We start from the raw sequence: 15449 nt of genomic DNA on the forward strand, positions 1-15449 counted from the left end.
ATGGGGCCATGGGGAGGCCGAGTGTAGCGAAAATCGCCGCCGGGATCACGCCGCCTGCCGACGCGGGGGCACGTTGCCCCTCAGCGCTGGCCCTGGTAGGGGGTCAGTTGCAGCTGATCTTCCCGGATGGCGAAGTGGATGGGGCCGTGCTCGATATCGACCCTGTTGTGGTGATGGGCCATCTCCACCTCGACGCCGGGGAAGAGGCGCTGGGTGGCGATGATGTCCATGTTGGCCATGAGTGCCTGCAGCTCCCGCTGCGCCTCGGCGAGCTGTTCGTCCAGGCTCTTGCTCTCGTCGAACTGGCGGGTGCGCAACGCCTTGATCTTCTGCAGGGTCTCGGGATTGCGCTTGTCACGGGGCAGTTGCAGCAGCCGAAGGATGAGATCCTGCAGCTTGTCTATCTGCTCGGCGCAGGTCTGTTTGCGCTGGCGCAGCGCCAGCTCCTGCTCCTTCTGGCTGAAATAGCCGCCGAGGATCTGCAACCGGGTCCGATTGGCCGCCGAGGCTCCGAGCACTGGTGCCATGATGAGCCGGTTGGCGATGTTGATGCCGCCGATGAGGTGCCCCTTGCGCATGGCGCTGTCCCCCACCTTGAGATCCTGGCCGCTGCGGCAATAGCAGTGACTGAGCTGGCTCAGGATATGGATGTCGCCATCGGCCTCCAGCCTGGCGTACTGGGCATAGCTGGCGTGGATCTCCCCCCCGGCGTTGAGGTGGCAGAGGTATTCGTCGTCCGCCAGCTTGCGCCCTATGATGCCGTTGCGCACCGTGATGGTGCCGCCGGATTCGATGTAGCCGCCCTCGACGAAGCCGCCGATCACCACGTCCCCGCTGGTCTTGACGCGCATGCCGGGCATGACGTCCCCGGTGACCAGCAGGGATCCCTCGAACTCGACGTGGCCGTGGCGGATGTCGACCTGCTTGACGTTGAGTACCTCGTCGACCCGCATCCCGGCACGCTCCTGACAGGGGAGCCCCGGGCGGGTCGCCAGCAGCAGGTCCGGGTCCTCGGGGGAGAGGCAGGTGCCGTCACCCGGCGTCATGGCGCTCTCCTTGCCGTGGCGGGCGGTCAGGGTCTGGCCCGTCACGGTGAAGCCGTCGATGCCCTGGGTGGCGGGGTGCCTGCGCATCAGCAACGCCCCCGCCTTGACGGTGAGCAGGGTGCCGAGGTCGCGCATGTCCACCTTGCCGTGATCCCGCTCCTGGGGTTTGAGGATCCGCTCGGCTGCGGTCTCCACCAGCCGCTCCAGGCGGGTATCCAGGCCGTGCCTGGCGGCCTTGCCGAGGGCGATGACGGGATTGAGCTGGGCACCGGGTGCCGCCTCACCCGCTGCCTGGATGGCGGCGGCAAGCAGCCGCTCGCTCACCCCCTGCTTGACCGTGCTGGCCGCCAGGGCCTCCTGCAACCGGGCCAGGGTCAGGGGCTGGCCACCCCAGTCCGCGGTGATCTGCGCCCTGGCGCTCATCTGGTCCTTGTCCACCTGGATGAGCAGCCTGGCATCCTGGCGCCGGGCAATGGGGACTGGCGGATGCGCGGGGGTATCCGGCTCTGCAATGAGGGCGTTGAGCAGGGTGACGGCTTCACGGATCCCCTCGCCGAGGGGTTCGTAGCGCCGACAGTTGGAGAGTCGCAGCAGGGCCAGGACGTCGCTTTCCTGGATGGGCTCGGTGAGGCCCGGAGTGATGCGCAGGCAGACATAGCTCATGTCGGCCGACAGCTGAAACCACGCTTTGCTTAACACCGGGCCCTCCTTCGTTGTCCCTGTCCGGTTTGCCCCATGCCGGGGCCTCTCCTTGCCGGCATCCAATGCCGCCGGGGCGGATCCAACGCGCAGTATTCGGGTATTTTTCCTTCCGGGTCAACGATCTGAATGCAAATGGGTGAGCCGGGTTGAGGAAATATCGGCTGACGGGAGAGGGGCGGAGCCGGCCATGCCATGGTCTCCATTGCGGTTTTTTAGCGCAATATGCTGATGTTTTATGCTTTCGCTATCCAGAGTGTCCATCACGTTGAGGGAGGCGATGCAAATCACCTTGTCAGGCAGGAAGAGAAGGATTTTAATCTGCCGCCGCCTCAGGGCGAGGACCCTGGTCGCCATCGATCAGCCCCTTTTTCTGTCCAACCGAACGAGCCCCATGACCGCCCAAGGCCACCTGCTGTTTTCCGTCACCTGCGTCCTGCTTGCCCACAAGGTCGAACTGACTCCGGCCCTGGCCGATGCCAGCCTGTGGCATATCGTTCCCATGGCCCTGGCGAGCGCCCTGCTGCCGGATCTCGATCACCCCCGCTCCCTGCTCGGGCGGCAACTGCCCTGGATCTCGGGGCCGCTCTCCCGGCTGTTCGGCCATCGCGGCTTCACCCACAGCCTGCTGGCGGTGGGGATGGGGGTCTGGGGGCTGGCCCAGGTGGAAGCCCCCTGGTTGCTGTCGGGGGCGGTGAAGGATGCTCTCATCGTGGGCTATCTCAGCCATCTGCTGGGGGACTGGCTCACCCCCATGGGCATTCCCCTGCTCTGGCCCTGGCGTCGGCGCTTTCGCCTGCCCGGCCTGCCCCTCAAGAGCGGCGGGGGCTACGAGAGGGCCTTCTGCCTGCTGACCCTGGCGCTCGCCGGGTACTGGGTCCATGGCGGTGCAGGCTTGGCTCACTTCTAGCCCCGGGCGCCCTCCTGGCACCTGGCCGTTCGGGTCAGGGTGAGGTAGTCGGCGAGCACCGGCAGCCCCAGCAGGTGGCGGCGCAGCATGTCGAGGGCGGCGAAGGCGAGGATCCGGCGACCGCTCGCGGGATCCGGGTGGCTGACCCTGAGCGTCTGGCCGTGCAGTTGCCCGTCGGCGCAGAGCAGCAGCGGCACGCCGTCAGGACCGGCACGGCCTATGGTGAGGCTCAGGGGGGCGTCGGGCACTGCCAGTTGAGTCAGATCGTCGCTCAGGGTGTGGCTGAAGCCGGCAGTCAGGGCAGGGTGCCCGTGACACATGACCAGCAGGGCGCCCCGGCTCTCCCCTTCCTGCAGGTGCAGCGACCGCTCCCCCAGCAGGGCCAGGATCTGGCTGGCAGGCGCCTCGTTGCCACGCCCCACCAGCCAGGGGGCGATGGCCGCAAGCAGCCTCGCCTCGGCGGCGTCCATGTCGGCGGTGCTGGCACCGTGGCCGATGAGCTTGAGCTCGATGAGGGGCATGGAGGAGCGGTAGCCCAGCTCGATGCCGGCAGGCCAGGGGGCCGCATCCAGCATGTCGCTGAGGGCGGACTCCGAGACGCCGAAGGTGTAGAAACGGCGCAGCTCGGTGTCGGTCTCTTCCCCGGCCAGCGCCTTGAGGCGGGGCATGATCTGTTCGCGCACCATCTGCTTGAACTCGAACGGCACGCCCGGGGTGAAGAAGAGCCGGCTCTGGCCGTGGCTGGCCGGGTGGCAGACCACAAAGCCGCAGGCGGTGCCCACCGGGTTGTCGAGGATCTCGCAGTCCCGGGGCAGCCAGGCCTGCTTGGTGTTGCTCCGGGCCATGGTGCGGCCCCGGCTGGCATAGCGTTCGGCCATGGTGGCGAGCCAGTCCGGGAACAGGGTCAGGGGCTGGTCAAACGCCTCGGCCGCGGCCTGGGCGGTGAGGTCGTCCGCCGTGGGGCCGAGGCCTCCACACACCAGTACCACCTCGGCGCGGTTGGCGCTCTCCTGCAGCACGGCTGTCAGATCCGCGAGGTTGTCCCCCACGGTGGCGCGGCGGCGCACCTGCCAGCCCTGCTCCAGCAAGAGGGCGCTGAGCCAGGCGGCATTGGTGTCCACCACCAGGCCGGTCACTATCTCGTCGCCTGTGCTGATGATCTCGATGCGCATGGGGACTCCTTGGGTGGGGCCAGCCCTCTCAGGGCTTGCCGTGTTCGAAGTAGTAGCTGATCCGGGTGCGGGGGTTGAGGTATTCGAACACCGCCGGGGGCAGGCGTTTGGGCTGGATCACCTTGGCGATGGTCAGCCCGGCCGCGTCGAGGTCGATGATGGCCGCCTCCTGGCGCGGAATGCGGGGGTCGTATACCAGCACGGCGGGGTAGAGCAGGCGGGAGGCGTTGACCGACATCACCAGCCCCACCTGGCCGTTGGAGAGCTGCACCACGCTGCCCGGGGGATAGACCCCCATCAGCCGGATCAGCATGCCGAGGTGATCGGCGTTGAACTGGGACTTGCGCTGCTTGTAGAGGCTGCCGAGGGCCGCGTAGGGCACCTTGGCCTCCAGGTGGCAGAGGTTGTCGTACTCGTTGATGAGGGAGACGATCTGGGTGAGGGGATCGAGCTGATCCCCCTTGAGCCCCTGGGGGCCGGTGCCGTCCAGGTACTCGTGGTGGTTCTGCACTATCTGCTTGGCCGCTTCCGGAAAATCGCTGACCAGCCCCAGCAGTTCCAGGCCGTAGCGGGGATGCTGGGCCATCAGGTTCTGCTCCGGCTTGGTCAGCGGCTCCGTCTTGCGCAGGATCTGGCTCGGGATCCTCAGCTTGCCGATGTCGTGGAACAGGGCCCCCATGCCGACCTGGCGGATTGCCTCGGCCGGCAACTTGCACTCCCGGGCGAGCAGCATGCTGAGCACGCTGACGTTGAGGGAGTGAAACTGCAGGCTGTTGCCATCATCGCTGTCAGAGACCAGGTGCAGCACCATCTCGTCCACCGAGAGGAGCTGCTCCGTCATGGCGTTGATCAGCTCCTGGGCCTCGCTGATGGCGTTGAGGGGGCGGGACTGGATCTTGCCCATCAGGTTGCGCACCTGGGCCAGGGATTGGCGGAACTGTTTCTCGCACTGCTGCAGGTCGCGGCGATAGCGCTGCAACTGCTCGATGCGCCGCAGTTTCTCCTGCTGCATCTCCTCCTGGCGGGCGACGAGACCCTCTCCTTCAACCTCATCCGCCTGGGACTGGGTCTGGCCGAGGGGCTTGGGCGGCGTGTCGCTCTTGTCGGGAATGATGGTCACCAGCTTGAGGCCAAGGCGACGAATGAGCTCGATCTCCTCCTCGCTCTTGAGCTTGAAGCTGGAGAACAGAAACGGGTGCTCACGCCATCCCAAAGGCAGGGAGACATAATTGCCGACTTGCAGCCGTTCTACGGAGATCTTGATTCCTGTCATGGGGTTGGGCACGAGGGACACACTGAGCCGTATGCTAGTCAAAGGGCGGGGTGAATACAAAAGGTATCTGATGACAGCGGGAGCGCTTTATTATAGGCTTCTAGATGTCCAGACATATTTACCGATGCAGTACAGGGAGTCAGCATGCCGATCAAGATCCCGGACCAGTTGCCCGCCGCCGAAGTGCTGGGGCAGGAGAACATCTTCGTGATGACGGAATCCCGGGCCGTCACCCAGAACATCCGCCCGCTGCGGGTGCTCATCCTCAATCTGATGCCCAAGAAGATAGAAACCGAGATCCAGCTGATGCGGATGCTCTCCAACTCGCCCTTGCAGGTGGACGTGGATCTGTTGCGCATCGACGATCGGGAGTCGAAAAACACGCCCCAGGCGCACCTGGAGAACTTCTATCACGACTTCGAGCAGGTGAGAGGCAACAACTACGACGGCATGATCATCACGGGGGCGCCGCTCGGGCTGGTGGAGTTCGAGGAGGTGGTCTATTGGCCACGCATCGTCGAGATCATCGAGTGGTCCCATCAGCATGTCACCTCCACCCTCTTCCTCTGCTGGGCGGTGCAGGCGGCGCTGAAAGCCTTGTACGGCATGGAGAAGCAGACCCACGGCGAGAAGCTTTCCGGGGTCTATCGCCACCACCGCCTCGACGAGCACGAGGCGCTGCTGCGCGGCTTCGATGACGAATTCGTGGCGCCCCACTCCCGCTATGCGGCCTTCGACGGGGATCTCATCCGCGCCCACACCGATCTGCAGATCTTCGCCGAGTCGGAAGAGGCGGGCGTCTATCTGGCCGCCACCAAGGATTGTCGCCAGGTGTTCGTCACCGGCCATCCGGAATATGACGCCCTGACCCTGGATGGGGAATATAGGCGGGATCTGGCGGCCGGGCTCACCCCCGTCATTCCGGTCAACTATTACCCGAACAACGACCCAAGCCAGACCCCGCGCGCCACCTGGCGCAGCCACGGTCACCTGCTGTTTTCCAACTGGCTCAACTATTACGTCTACCAGTTGACCAGCTACAAGGTGGAAGACATCGGCAAGGTGTTTACCTACCAGCAGCCCAAGGGATAGAGCCCATCAGTCCGCTCCGGCCAGCCGCCGCCCACGGGTATCGAGCCAGTGACGGTGGCAGGCCAGGGTGAAGGCCCGTGGCCGTCTGGCCCGGATGAGGGTCATGGCCTCCTGCTGGGGCAGCCTCTGGGTCATCAGCAGCAGGGCGGCCGCCAGCCCGGTACGCCCGCTTCCTCCGTGGCAGTGAATGGCAAGGTGCCGTCCCTCGCGCAGCAGGGCGAGCAGTCGGGGTTGCACCCCGGGCCAGGCCTGTTCGAAGGCGGCATCCGGTGCCTCGTCATCCGCAATGGGCAGATGGAACCAGCTCATGCCTCTGGCCTGCACCAGCTGCCCGAGAGAGAGGGGCCCGCACAGGGCCAGCTCCTCCACCGTCATCAGGGTCAGCACCCCGCCGGCACCGGCCAGCTGCAACTGGGCAAGGGCGTCGGCCATGGGGACCTGCTGGCTGCCGGGGCAGGGGGTGAGCAGGAGCTGGCCGTCGAGCCGTGGAACGTCCAGGCTCCAGAAGGGATGGGCACTGAGCATGGGGTTCCTCGTGGTGGTCGGGGTCAACGGGATCGGCATCCCGCGGGTGCGGCACAGCATAGAGGGGCCGGAGGCGATGTCAATCTGCGTTGTGTTCGGCCCGGTTTACGGGCAGAGTCTAAAAAAATCGAGCGATGCAAGGAGTAAAGATGAGAAACCTGGATCAACTGGACTTGGACATCCTGGCCCATCTGTTTCGCGATGCGGGCATGACCAACAAGGATTTGGCGGCCCTGGTCGGGGTGGCGCCGTCCACCTGTCTGGAGCGGGTGCGCAAGCTGCAGCAGGATGGCGTGCTCAAGGGGGCGCACTGCGAGGTGGATTACCAGGCCCTGGGCGGTCACATCCAGGCCATGGTCTCCCTGCAACTGGCCCGTCACAGCCGCCAGATCATCGATGCGTTTCGCGACGCCATCCTGGCCCTGCCCGAGGTGATCAGCCTGTTTCACATGGGCGGCAAGGATGATTTCCTGGTGCACCTGTGCGTCTCCGATACCGAACACCTGCGCAATTTCGTCTTCGATCACTTCACCTCCCGGGAAGAGGTGGTGCACCTCGAGACCTCCCTGGTGTTCGAGCACAGGTTCAGCCGCTCGCTTCCCTGCTTCCCCCACCCCTGACGGGGCGAGCCGCAAGAAAAAACCGCCCGAGGGCGGTTTTTTTGTGGGCGGTTCCTCAGTTGAGAGCCAGCCGGCTGTCCTGCGCCGTCCGGTAGAGCCCCTGCTGATAGGCCAGGCTGCCCCACAGGACCAGCCCCAGGGCGGCATCCTTCATGGCGCCCGGTTGCGGTGCCGGGGTGAGCGTCTCGGTCGCATCCTCGTAGATGAAGCCTTCCGGCGCCCGCTCGGGCTGCAGGATCACCACATCCTTGCCGCGCATCAGGGCGAAGTTCTTGTCGTATTGCATGATGGCGCGCCCCGGCCAGTCGGCGGGCATGCGGGTGAGATCCTTGCCCAGCATGGGGTAGTCGGCACTGATGCCCATGAGGGAGAGCAGGGTCGGGGCCATGTCGATCTGGCTGACGATGCGAGGGTCCTTTCTCGGTGCTATGCCGTCCCCCAGGATGACCCCCGGGATGTGGAAGCGGGGGATGGGCACCAGGCTGGCTCCCCCGACCCGGCTGTCGTGATCGGCGATGACCAGGAACAGGGTGTCCTGCCAGTAGTCCGATGCCCTGGCCTTCTTGAAGAACTCGCCGACGGCGTAGTCCGCGTACTTGGCGGCGTTGTTGCGGGTCTGCTTGGGCTGCTCGTACAGGGCGATGCGGTTGTCGGGGAATTCGAAGGGATCGTGGTTGCTGGAGCTGAACACCAGGCTGAAGAAGGGTTTGCCCTCCTTGTGCAGCGCCGCGAAGGTCTCGTTGGCCTTGGCCATCAGATCTTCATCCGAGGCGCCCCAGGATCCCTCGAACACCGGGTTCTTGAAGTCCTTCTGCTCGACGATGGTGGTGAAGCCGTTGCCGAGGAAGAAGCTGCGCATGTTGTCGAAGTGGCTCTCGCCGCCATAGATGAAGCTGGTGTCATAGCCTCGCTGCTTGAGCAGGTCGGCGATGGTGAAGAAGTTGGTCTGGCTCTTGCCGAGCTTGACCACGGCCTGGGCCGGGGTCGGCGTGAAGCCGGTGAGCACCGCCTCGATGCCGCGTACCGAACGGGTACCGGTGGCGTAGAGCTGCTCGAACGCCCAACCCTCTTTCGACAAGGCATCGATGTTCGGGGTGAGCGGCAGGCCGCCGAGGGAGCCGACGAACTGGGCCCCCAGACTCTCTTGCAGCAGGATCACCAGATTTTTGGGCTTGCCCTGGTAGCTGGCCGTGTTGAAGGTCTGACTTGGCAGATCGGCAGAGGTGAAATCGCCGAGAGGGCGACCGCTCTCCTCGCGGACTATGTCGAGTACCTGATGGTCAGCCATCTTGCCGTAAAACTGGCTGGCGTCCTCCTCGGCCCCCATCTGCTTGATGGCAAAGAAGAGGGAGTAGGCGGAGTTGACGGTGAGGGCGTTGACCAGGGGATCGTCGGCAAAGGCCACCATGGCCGGATTCAGGGCGCGATGGCCGAGACTGGAGCGGGCGCCGAGGAAGCCGACGGCGAGGATCAGCAGGGCGAAGGCGGGGCGCCAGTACCAGCGGGGGAAGCTTAGGTCACGCACCAGGCGGCCGCTCAGCCACCAGCCACCGCCCAGCACGGCGCCGCTGAAGATCACGGCCAGCAGCAGCTCGCCCTTGCGGCCAGCCCACAGCATGGAGAGCACCTCCTTCGGATAGATGAGGTACTCCACATAGAGACGGTTGGGGCGCACCCCGTATTCGGTGACGAAGGCGGGAGTGGAGATCTCGAGAAAGAGCATCAGCCAGAGCCCCAGGGTGAGCCAGATCCGGATAAGCTGCATCCAGAGCCGCCCCGGCGCGTGGGGTCCGGCCAGCAACTGGGTCAAGACGGCGGGTACGCCCCAGACCCAGCAGAGGGTGGCGACGTCGACCCGAATGCCTTGCAGCAGCATCTCCTGCCAGCCAGAGACGGCATCCACCCGTTCCAGTTGCCAGAGCCCCAGGCCAAGGCGGCTGACGGTCAGGGAGATGAGCGCGATCAATGAAAAGACGGCGATGGGCCAAACCGGTCCCAGCCATTGTCTGATGGTGGTCATATTGTTCCTGCAAACCTGTTTGCGCCCAGTCCCCGGACGCATTGTTGTTATGGTGCAGGAGTATGACAGTGGCGCCTGGCAAAGGTTGCATGGGGGGGAGGTATAAATGGAGAAGCTGGCACGTTTTATGATTTTTTTGTGACGGGATGCAGGGATCTAAGAGAGCATAAAACGCTGGGGAAACTGTGATCCTGCTGGCACATCGAGACAAGGGTCGTGCCTATAATGGCGCCGGATTTCTCAATCGGAGCCGAAGGGATGCCGGTCTTCATCGATGTGGAATATATGCAGGGCTGGTCTCTGTTCGTGGTGCTCTCCGACGGCACCACAGGTGTGCTGGATCTCACCCCCTGGCGCGGCCAGCCGCTGTTTGCGGCCATGGAGACCGAGCGTCGCTTCGCCCGTGTCTTCATCGATGATCGCCATCAACTGGCGTGGCCCTCGGGCTTCACCCTGGCGGCCCACGAGGTCTACCACCTGATCCTGCCCATCGACGAGCGCGCCGCCTTCCCCGATCGCAACATGCATCGCTTCTGACATGCTAACTCGTTGAGTCAGGTAACGTTTTCAGTCACAGACCCGCGTCGGTCAGGTCGTTATCATGACCCCAGTGCGGCGCTTTGGGCGCCCATCCACCACAGCGGGAACATAACAATGAAACAAGGAACGTTGCGTCGTGGCGGCCTCATCGGGGTCGCCCTGTTACTGACGGCTTGCGGCAGCGGGGGAGGCGGTGGCAGCAGTGACCCCCAGCCTCCGGTGGTCAATCCGCCCCCCGCGTCGGCCAGCCGCGCCTGCTACGGCAATGATCAGCCAGCCTGCAACCTGCGCACCTACCAGGTGATGGTGGAGTCCTTCGTCGACGGCGACGGCAGCGCCAACTACGGCGTCGGCTACGGCCCCTCCCGGCACAACGGCGATCTGCAGGGGATCATCGACAGCCTCGACCACATCAAGAGCCTCAACGTCAACGCCATCTGGCTCACGCCGGTGTTTGACTCCTGCGCCGGCCAGGCCGGGGACGACCGGCTGGATGCCACCGGCTACTTCGCCTGCGACTTCTTCAACGTGGATCCCAACTTCGGCAGCAACGCCCAGCTCAAGCAACTGGTGGACGGGGCGCACCAGCGCGGGCTCTATGTCTTCCTCGACGGGGTGTTCGGCCACGTCAACAAGGTGGGGGTGAGCAAGCCTTCACCAGAGGGGCGGCTGCCAGCCCTCAAGAGCGGCGGCGCAGGCTACCCGGGCCAGCTGGTGGATTACGGCCAGCCCGAGAGTCTGGCCTACTTCAAGGAGGTGGCCCGTTACTGGGTCGAGCAGTACGGCATCGACGGCTGGCGCCTCGATCAGGCTTATCAGTTGGGGCTGGATGACTGGCGCGCCATTCGCAGCGAGGTGGCCCAGGCCAGCGCGGCGCGCAAGGCCGCCGGCCAGCAGTGGGGCACCCTCGGCTACATGGTGGGGGAAGTGTGGAAGGGCGCCGACGAGATCCGCGCCCAGGCTTATGGCCCGAGCGACAACCCGGCGCTCTCTTCGGCGTTCGACTTCCCCCTGCGCTACGGCCTGGTACAGGCGCTGGCGGTGGAAGAGTCCGGCAAGGGCGGGCAGGGGGCCAGCGTGCTCGACGCCAGCTGGAACAAGGTGGAGAACTACCCGGACCACGCCATGCCCAACCTGATGCTGGGCAACCACGACCTGGTGCGCTTCGGCGATCTGCTGGAGCGGGGCAACTTCAATGGGGCGGACTACTGGCAGCGCCACAAGGCGGCCTTCAGCTTCATGGCCGCCCGCTCCGGTCCCATTACCTTCTACTATGGCGAGGAGTTTGGCGACGAGGTGCCTGGCTTTGCCACTCAGGTGGGGGGCGACTGTGCGGCCCAGGGGCTCTGCGATGATCACGTGGCCCGCAGCGATGGCAAGGTTCCCGGTGTCACCGGCTTCGTGCCGAGCAGCGAGCAGGCCGAGCTCAAGCAGTGGCTGAGTGATCTGCTGGCCTTGCGCGCCGGGCACCCGGCCCTCTATCAGGGGGAGCGGGTCAAGCTGGTGGCCGAGGGGAGCATCTATGGCGACATCAAGCAGACGGCTGGCGAGCAAGTAGTCTACCTGCTCAACGTCTCCACCACGCCCCAGAGCTACGCCGTGCCGGTCGGCAAGCTGCGCAGCGGCAGCGCCCTGGTGGATCTGCAGAGCGGCGAGAACCTGGCCATCGGTGGCAGCAGCGTGACGGTGGACTTGCCGCCCCTCACCGGCCGCTTCCTGCTGGTGCGCTGAGGGAGGCAGACAACAGAAAGGGCTCCATGATGGAGCCCTTTTTCATGGTGGCGGCTTACTTCTCAATGCCGCTGCCCAGATCGTCCCGGCGGGAAGAGACCGAGGGCTCGGCCCCGTGGCGCCAGTGTTCCAGCCGATTGTGCACCCCGCGGCGCAGGCTCTTGAAGCTGGCTTCCAGATAGTCCACCCCCACCAGGATGGAGAGGGTGACGACGGTGAGCAGCAGCGCCTGATGCAGCATGTCCATGCCGATGAGGGCGCCGAGGGCGGCCAGCATCCAGATGGCGGCGGCGGAGGTCACCCCCAGCACCTGACCATCCCGGGTCATCATGACCCCGGCCCCGAGAAAGCCGACCCCGGTGATGAGCTGACCCAGCACCCGCGCCTGATCGGCGCCCTGAGGACTGACGGCGGCGCCGATGGCGAGAAAACAGTAGGTGCCGAGCACGATGAGGGAAGAGGTGCGGATCCCCACCGGCTTGCCGCGAAGCTGCCGCTCCAGCCCCACCAGGGTGCCACACACCAGACAGACCAGGATGTTCTCCCAGCCAAGGGGCGCGATGTCCCACCACTGCATTGTCATCATATCCACCTCTGCTCGCGATGCTTGTTATCCTGTCGCGCTCTGCCCCCGGTTCTCCAGCCGCTGGCGGAAGGCCCGGGCGAGGCGCTCGTAGAGGTCCTTTGCCTCCCTGTCTTCAATATCGCCACGTATCCAGGGGTTGTCGATGATTTCCAGCAACACGCAGCCCTGACCCTGCTGGCGCAGATCCACCCCGAACAGGCCGTTGCCGAGCTGGTGCACGGCGCGGCGGGCGGTTTGCAGCACCCGCTCCGGCACGTCGCTGAGGGGCAGCGCCTCGATGCGGCTCATGTCGAGGGGGTGTTTGCGGCGACGGATGCGGTTGCCGGGTTCGGGTCGGTAACGGCGGCAGGCGAACAGCGGCGAGCCGTCGAGAAAGCCGATGCGCCAGTCGAACTCGGCAGGGATCCGGCTCTGGACCAGCAGCAGGGCGGAGCGGGCCAGCCCCTCGTCCAGCAGGCGGGCGAGCTGGATGTCATCGCTGGCCATGGCGAGGTCGCGCCCCTGGGCGCCGTCGGGGATCTTCACCATCAGCGGCAGACCGAGGCGCTGCACCAGTTCGTCCACATGCTGGCGGCCGCGGCGGGTCACGACGGTGGTGGGGGGCATGGGCACGCCGCTGCGCACCATCAGCTCGTAGAGATAGAGCTTGTTGCTGCAGGCGAGGATGGCACGGGAGCTGTCGATGACCGGCATCTTGAGCTGCTCGGCACGGCGGGCAAATTCGAAGGTGTAGTGGCCGACCGCGGTCTCGGCGCGCAGCCAGAGGGTGTCGAACTCCGGCAACCGCTCGATGGCCGAGGGAGGCAGGATCTCGGCCTGGATCCCCTGAGCAGCGGCCGCCTTGATGAAACGCTCCAGCGCCAGGGCATCGCTGCTGGCGCGGCCGTCGTTGGGGTCGACCAGGATGGCGAGCTGGTAGCGTGGCGCCGTCTGTTCCTCGTCCCCCGTGCCCACCAGCGCCTGGGCGTGCTGCACCATCAGCGTCTTCTCGCTCGGGCTCAGCGCCAGCGGTGACAGGCTCTCCTGCTGGCGCACCGACCAGCCGTGGCGACCGCGCTTGAGGGTCAGCTCCTGCAGCGGCAACTGGCTCAGGCCGTAGTAATAGCGGGCGAGCCCCGCCAGCTCGCTCTGTTCGCACTGGCCGAAGATGGCGCGCACCCGGATCCTGTCTTCGCTCTGCTGGGCCAGCCAGCCCTGCAATTTGCGCCACAGCTTGGCGGGAGGCTGCTGGGGTTGCAGCCGGCTGATGGCCTGCAATCCCGGCAGGCAGTGGTGGCCGCGGGCCTGGGCCAGCAGGGAGCAGTAATAACCGGCCCCCAGGTGTTCCAGGCTGCGGCAGAGGTTGATGATGCGCGGACGCCCCCCTGTGGTGGGCAGACCGTGTTGCAGGTAGGTGCGGGCGGTCAGCAGATAGTCGGCATGGCAGGGCCAGTCGCCCGGCTCCTCGACGATGACATAGGTACTCATTTTTTCAGGCTCCACAGAAAGGACTGCCAGAAACGGCAGGATCCCCAGTGGGCTTCGATGCACCGACAAGCACGACAATGGCGCGAGGGGAAACAAGAGGTTACAGTGCCTAATATTCTGCCTTGGTAACTTGTGATACAAGTCGCATTTCTGGTGCTGAGGATAAATAACCGAACAAGGACTCCCCGTGTTGACCGTGCGCGCCGCCCGAGCCGATGATTTGGGCGCCATCGTGAAGCTGGAACGCTACTGTTTTCCCCCCGAGGTCGCCTTCGGCCGCAGCCGCTGGCACTATCTGCTCAATCAGGCCAAGGGGCGCACCCTGCTGCTGCAAGACGAGAAGGCGCAGGTGATGGGCTATTTGAGCGTGCTGGAGCACAAAGGCTGGGATCGTCTCATCATCCAGACCCTCGCCATCCGCTGGACCATCCGCCGTCAGGGGTGGGCACGCCGCCTGCTGGAGCAGGTGATCCGGGAAGGGCGCGAGGCCGGCTGGGGGGCGATTCGCCTCGAGGTCGCCGACGCCAACCCAGAAGCCAGAACCCTCTATCAGGGGCTGGGGTTTCGCCCTGGGGTACGGCTGCCCGATTATTACGGGCCCGGCCAGCATGCCTACCGCCTGGTGCTGGCGCTGGGAGATGAGCGGCAGGAGCCATCATGAGTTGCGAGGATTGCCTGGCTACGGCCATCAGGGCCAAGCTCGGGCGCTGCCCGGTCTGTGCCGCCCAGACCTTTCTCATCGGGGTCGTCGGCTGGCTGGTCTGGTGGTGGTGCGGCGCCGATACCTCGGTCAACGCCCTGACCGGCCTGCTGTTTGCGCTGGGGGGCTCGGGTCTCTTCCTGCTGCATCTGGCGGTGTTCGCATGGCGAAAGCTGGGCAAACGCGACATATAACGTGCTGATTTTTCAAGAAGACAAATAACAATGGAGGTTCACATGATTGCAATGGTAACGGGCGCCTCGTCCGGCTTTGGTGAGGCCATCAGCCGCCTGCTGGTGAGCGCTGGCCACCGGGTGATCGGCACTGGGCGCCGCGCCGAACGGCTGGCCGCCCTGTCCGAGGAACTGGGCGAGCAGTTCCTGCCTCTGGTGTTCGACGTCCAGGACAAGGCTGCCACCCGCGCCGCCATCGAGGCGCTGCCGACCGAATGGCAACAGGTGGACCTGCTGGTCAACAACGCCGGCCTGGCACTGGGGCTGGAGCCTGCCCACAAGGCGGATCTGGAAGACTGGGAGCAGATGATCGCCACCAACATCAGCGGCCTGGCTCTGATCACCCGGTTGCTGTTGCCGGGCATGGTGGCGCGCAACCGCGGCCACGTCATCAACATCGGCTCCATCGCAGGGACCTACCCCTATCCGGGCGGCAACGTCTACGGCGCGACCAAGGCGTTCGTGAAGCAGTTCAGCCTCAACCTGCGTGCGGATCTGGCGGGCACGGCGGTGCGTGTCACCAACGTGGAGCCCGGCCTGTGTGGCGGCACCGAGTTCTCCAACGTGCGCTTCCACGGCGACGACGCCAAGGCGGCCACCGTCTATCAGGGGGTGCAGGCCATCCTGCCGGAAGACATCGCCAATACCGTACTCTGGATCAGCGAGCAGCCCGCCCACGTCAACATCAACAGCATCGAGATCATGCCGGTGGCCCAGACCTTCGGTCCGCTCCACATCAGCCGTCGCTGATGTCATGACGAGCCGACTTCTGTCCACAAGAGGCGCCTTCGGGCGCCTTTTTTGATGGATCTGGTCGCACTCGTCATGGAGTGCA

16 protein-coding genes are annotated in these 15449 nt (G+C 65.3%); 8 read left to right on the forward strand and 8 right to left on the reverse strand.

All coding sequences use genetic code 11. From position 1 onward, the window contains the following. Positions 1-80 precede the first annotated feature (80 nt). Complete coding sequence (locus tag ACB037_RS10200) at positions 81-1745, reverse strand: FapA family protein (RefSeq protein ID WP_342041037.1); 1665 nt, start codon at positions 1743-1745, stop codon at positions 81-83. Positions 1746-1862: 117 nt separating this feature from the next. Continuing rightward, the gene (locus ACB037_RS10205) at positions 1863-2102 is read right to left on the reverse strand and encodes a hypothetical protein (protein WP_371175302.1); all 240 of its coding nucleotides are present in this window, start codon (positions 2100-2102) and stop codon (positions 1863-1865) included. A 37-nt stretch (positions 2103-2139) separates the two neighbouring features. On the opposite strand from ACB037_RS10205, the gene ACB037_RS10210 reads away from it, so the two are divergent. Next, positions 2140-2655, forward strand: a complete 516-nt coding sequence (locus ACB037_RS10210) for a metal-dependent hydrolase (RefSeq protein WP_010672710.1) — start codon at positions 2140-2142, stop codon at positions 2653-2655. Here the strand turns inward: ACB037_RS10210 and ACB037_RS10215 are convergent. Further along, positions 2652-3827, reverse strand: a complete 1176-nt coding sequence (locus tag ACB037_RS10215) for a competence/damage-inducible protein A (protein WP_371175303.1) — start codon at positions 3825-3827, stop codon at positions 2652-2654. The genes ACB037_RS10210 and ACB037_RS10215 overlap by 4 nt on opposite strands. A gap of 28 nt (positions 3828-3855) precedes the next feature. After that, a complete protein-coding gene (locus tag ACB037_RS10220) occupies positions 3856-5100 on the reverse strand; it encodes an HD-GYP domain-containing protein (RefSeq protein ID WP_041212363.1) in 1245 nt (414 codons plus the stop codon). A 144-nt stretch (positions 5101-5244) separates the two neighbouring features. Here ACB037_RS10220 and metA point away from each other — a divergent pair, with 144 nt between their 5' ends. Next, the gene (metA, locus tag ACB037_RS10225) at positions 5245-6192 is read left to right on the forward strand and encodes a homoserine O-succinyltransferase (RefSeq protein WP_010672713.1); all 948 of its coding nucleotides are present in this window, start codon (positions 5245-5247) and stop codon (positions 6190-6192) included. A gap of 6 nt (positions 6193-6198) precedes the next feature. On the opposite strand, the gene ACB037_RS10230 is transcribed toward metA, so the two are convergent. Then, the gene (locus ACB037_RS10230) at positions 6199-6717 is read right to left on the reverse strand and encodes a protein tyrosine phosphatase (RefSeq protein ID WP_371175304.1); all 519 of its coding nucleotides are present in this window, start codon (positions 6715-6717) and stop codon (positions 6199-6201) included. A 149-nt stretch (positions 6718-6866) separates the two neighbouring features. Between ACB037_RS10230 and ACB037_RS10235 the strand changes: the two genes are divergently transcribed. Further along, positions 6867-7337 carry an Lrp/AsnC family transcriptional regulator gene (locus ACB037_RS10235; RefSeq protein WP_010672715.1) on the forward strand — a complete coding sequence of 157 codons (471 nt, stop codon included), beginning with the start codon at positions 6867-6869 and terminating at the stop codon, positions 7335-7337. Positions 7338-7392: 55 nt separating this feature from the next. Here the strand turns inward: ACB037_RS10235 and ACB037_RS10240 are convergent, their stop codons facing one another. After that, positions 7393-9357: an LTA synthase family protein gene (locus ACB037_RS10240; protein WP_103243822.1), complete on the reverse strand. Its 1965-nt coding sequence runs from the start codon at positions 9355-9357 to the stop codon at positions 7393-7395. A gap of 258 nt (positions 9358-9615) precedes the next feature. Here ACB037_RS10240 and ACB037_RS10245 point away from each other — a divergent pair, with 258 nt between their 5' ends. Together ACB037_RS10245 and ACB037_RS10250 are read left to right on the forward strand one after the other, a co-directional pair. Then, complete coding sequence (locus ACB037_RS10245; RefSeq protein WP_039039795.1) at positions 9616-9894, forward strand: DUF2442 domain-containing protein; 279 nt, start codon at positions 9616-9618, stop codon at positions 9892-9894. Between the two features lie 117 nt (positions 9895-10011). Further along, entirely contained in the window at positions 10012-11628 is a 1617-nt protein-coding gene (locus tag ACB037_RS10250) for an alpha-amylase family glycosyl hydrolase (RefSeq protein WP_371175305.1), read from the forward strand. A 55-nt stretch (positions 11629-11683) separates the two neighbouring features. Here the strand turns inward: ACB037_RS10250 and ACB037_RS10255 are convergent, their stop codons facing one another. Then, positions 11684-12214: an MgtC/SapB family protein gene (locus ACB037_RS10255; RefSeq protein WP_039039793.1), complete on the reverse strand. Its 531-nt coding sequence runs from the start codon at positions 12212-12214 to the stop codon at positions 11684-11686. 24 nt (positions 12215-12238) lie between these two features. Next, positions 12239-13681 (reverse strand): RimK family protein, encoded by a 1443-nt coding sequence (locus tag ACB037_RS10260; RefSeq protein ID WP_048208957.1) that lies wholly within the window; start codon positions 13679-13681, stop codon positions 12239-12241. Between the two features lie 187 nt (positions 13682-13868). Between ACB037_RS10260 and ACB037_RS10265 the strand changes: the two genes are divergently transcribed. From ACB037_RS10265 to ACB037_RS10275, 3 genes are read left to right on the forward strand one after another with little or no spacing between them, the layout of a single operon-like run. Continuing rightward, a complete protein-coding gene (locus tag ACB037_RS10265) occupies positions 13869-14342 on the forward strand; it encodes a GNAT family N-acetyltransferase (protein ID WP_371175306.1) in 474 nt (157 codons plus the stop codon). Then, a complete protein-coding gene (locus ACB037_RS10270; RefSeq protein WP_041212265.1) occupies positions 14339-14575 on the forward strand; it encodes a DUF3624 domain-containing protein in 237 nt (78 codons plus the stop codon). Before ACB037_RS10265 ends, ACB037_RS10270 begins: the two co-directional genes overlap by 4 nt. A gap of 42 nt (positions 14576-14617) precedes the next feature. Further along, the gene (locus ACB037_RS10275; RefSeq protein WP_253584191.1) at positions 14618-15364 is read left to right on the forward strand and encodes an SDR family oxidoreductase; all 747 of its coding nucleotides are present in this window, start codon (positions 14618-14620) and stop codon (positions 15362-15364) included. Positions 15365-15449: the final 85 nt, after the last annotated feature.

This window comes from Aeromonas sp. S19(2024), from assembly GCF_041402625.1.
Classification (GTDB): Bacteria; Pseudomonadota; Gammaproteobacteria; order Enterobacterales; family Aeromonadaceae; genus Aeromonas; species Aeromonas caviae.

Excerpts from the sequence above, each read along its gene's own strand:
- metA (WP_010672713.1), top strand. The coding sequence starts at position 5,245 with ATGCCGATCAAGATCCCGGACCAGTTGCCCGCCGCCGAAGTGCTGGGG.
- ACB037_RS10210 (WP_010672710.1), top strand. The coding sequence starts at position 2,140 with ATGACCGCCCAAGGCCACCTGCTGTTTTCCGTCACCTGCGTCCTGCTT.
- ACB037_RS10255 (WP_039039793.1), bottom strand. The coding sequence starts at position 12,214 with ATGATGACAATGCAGTGGTGGGACATCGCGCCCCTTGGCTGGGAGAAC.
- ACB037_RS10250 (WP_371175305.1), top strand. The coding sequence starts at position 10,012 with ATGAAACAAGGAACGTTGCGTCGTGGCGGCCTCATCGGGGTCGCCCTG.
- ACB037_RS10260 (WP_048208957.1), bottom strand. The coding sequence starts at position 13,681 with ATGAGTACCTATGTCATCGTCGAGGAGCCGGGCGACTGGCCCTGCCAT.
- ACB037_RS10270 (WP_041212265.1), top strand. The coding sequence starts at position 14,339 with ATGAGTTGCGAGGATTGCCTGGCTACGGCCATCAGGGCCAAGCTCGGG.
- ACB037_RS10205 (WP_371175302.1), bottom strand. The coding sequence starts at position 2,102 with ATGGCGACCAGGGTCCTCGCCCTGAGGCGGCGGCAGATTAAAATCCTT.
- ACB037_RS10275 (WP_253584191.1), top strand. The coding sequence starts at position 14,618 with ATGATTGCAATGGTAACGGGCGCCTCGTCCGGCTTTGGTGAGGCCATC.
- ACB037_RS10235 (WP_010672715.1), top strand. The coding sequence starts at position 6,867 with ATGAGAAACCTGGATCAACTGGACTTGGACATCCTGGCCCATCTGTTT.
- ACB037_RS10245 (WP_039039795.1), top strand. The coding sequence starts at position 9,616 with ATGCCGGTCTTCATCGATGTGGAATATATGCAGGGCTGGTCTCTGTTC.
- ACB037_RS10240 (WP_103243822.1), bottom strand. The coding sequence starts at position 9,357 with ATGACCACCATCAGACAATGGCTGGGACCGGTTTGGCCCATCGCCGTC.
- ACB037_RS10230 (WP_371175304.1), bottom strand. The coding sequence starts at position 6,717 with ATGCTCAGTGCCCATCCCTTCTGGAGCCTGGACGTTCCACGGCTCGAC.
- ACB037_RS10220 (WP_041212363.1), bottom strand. The coding sequence starts at position 5,100 with ATGACAGGAATCAAGATCTCCGTAGAACGGCTGCAAGTCGGCAATTAT.
- ACB037_RS10215 (WP_371175303.1), bottom strand. The coding sequence starts at position 3,827 with ATGCGCATCGAGATCATCAGCACAGGCGACGAGATAGTGACCGGCCTG.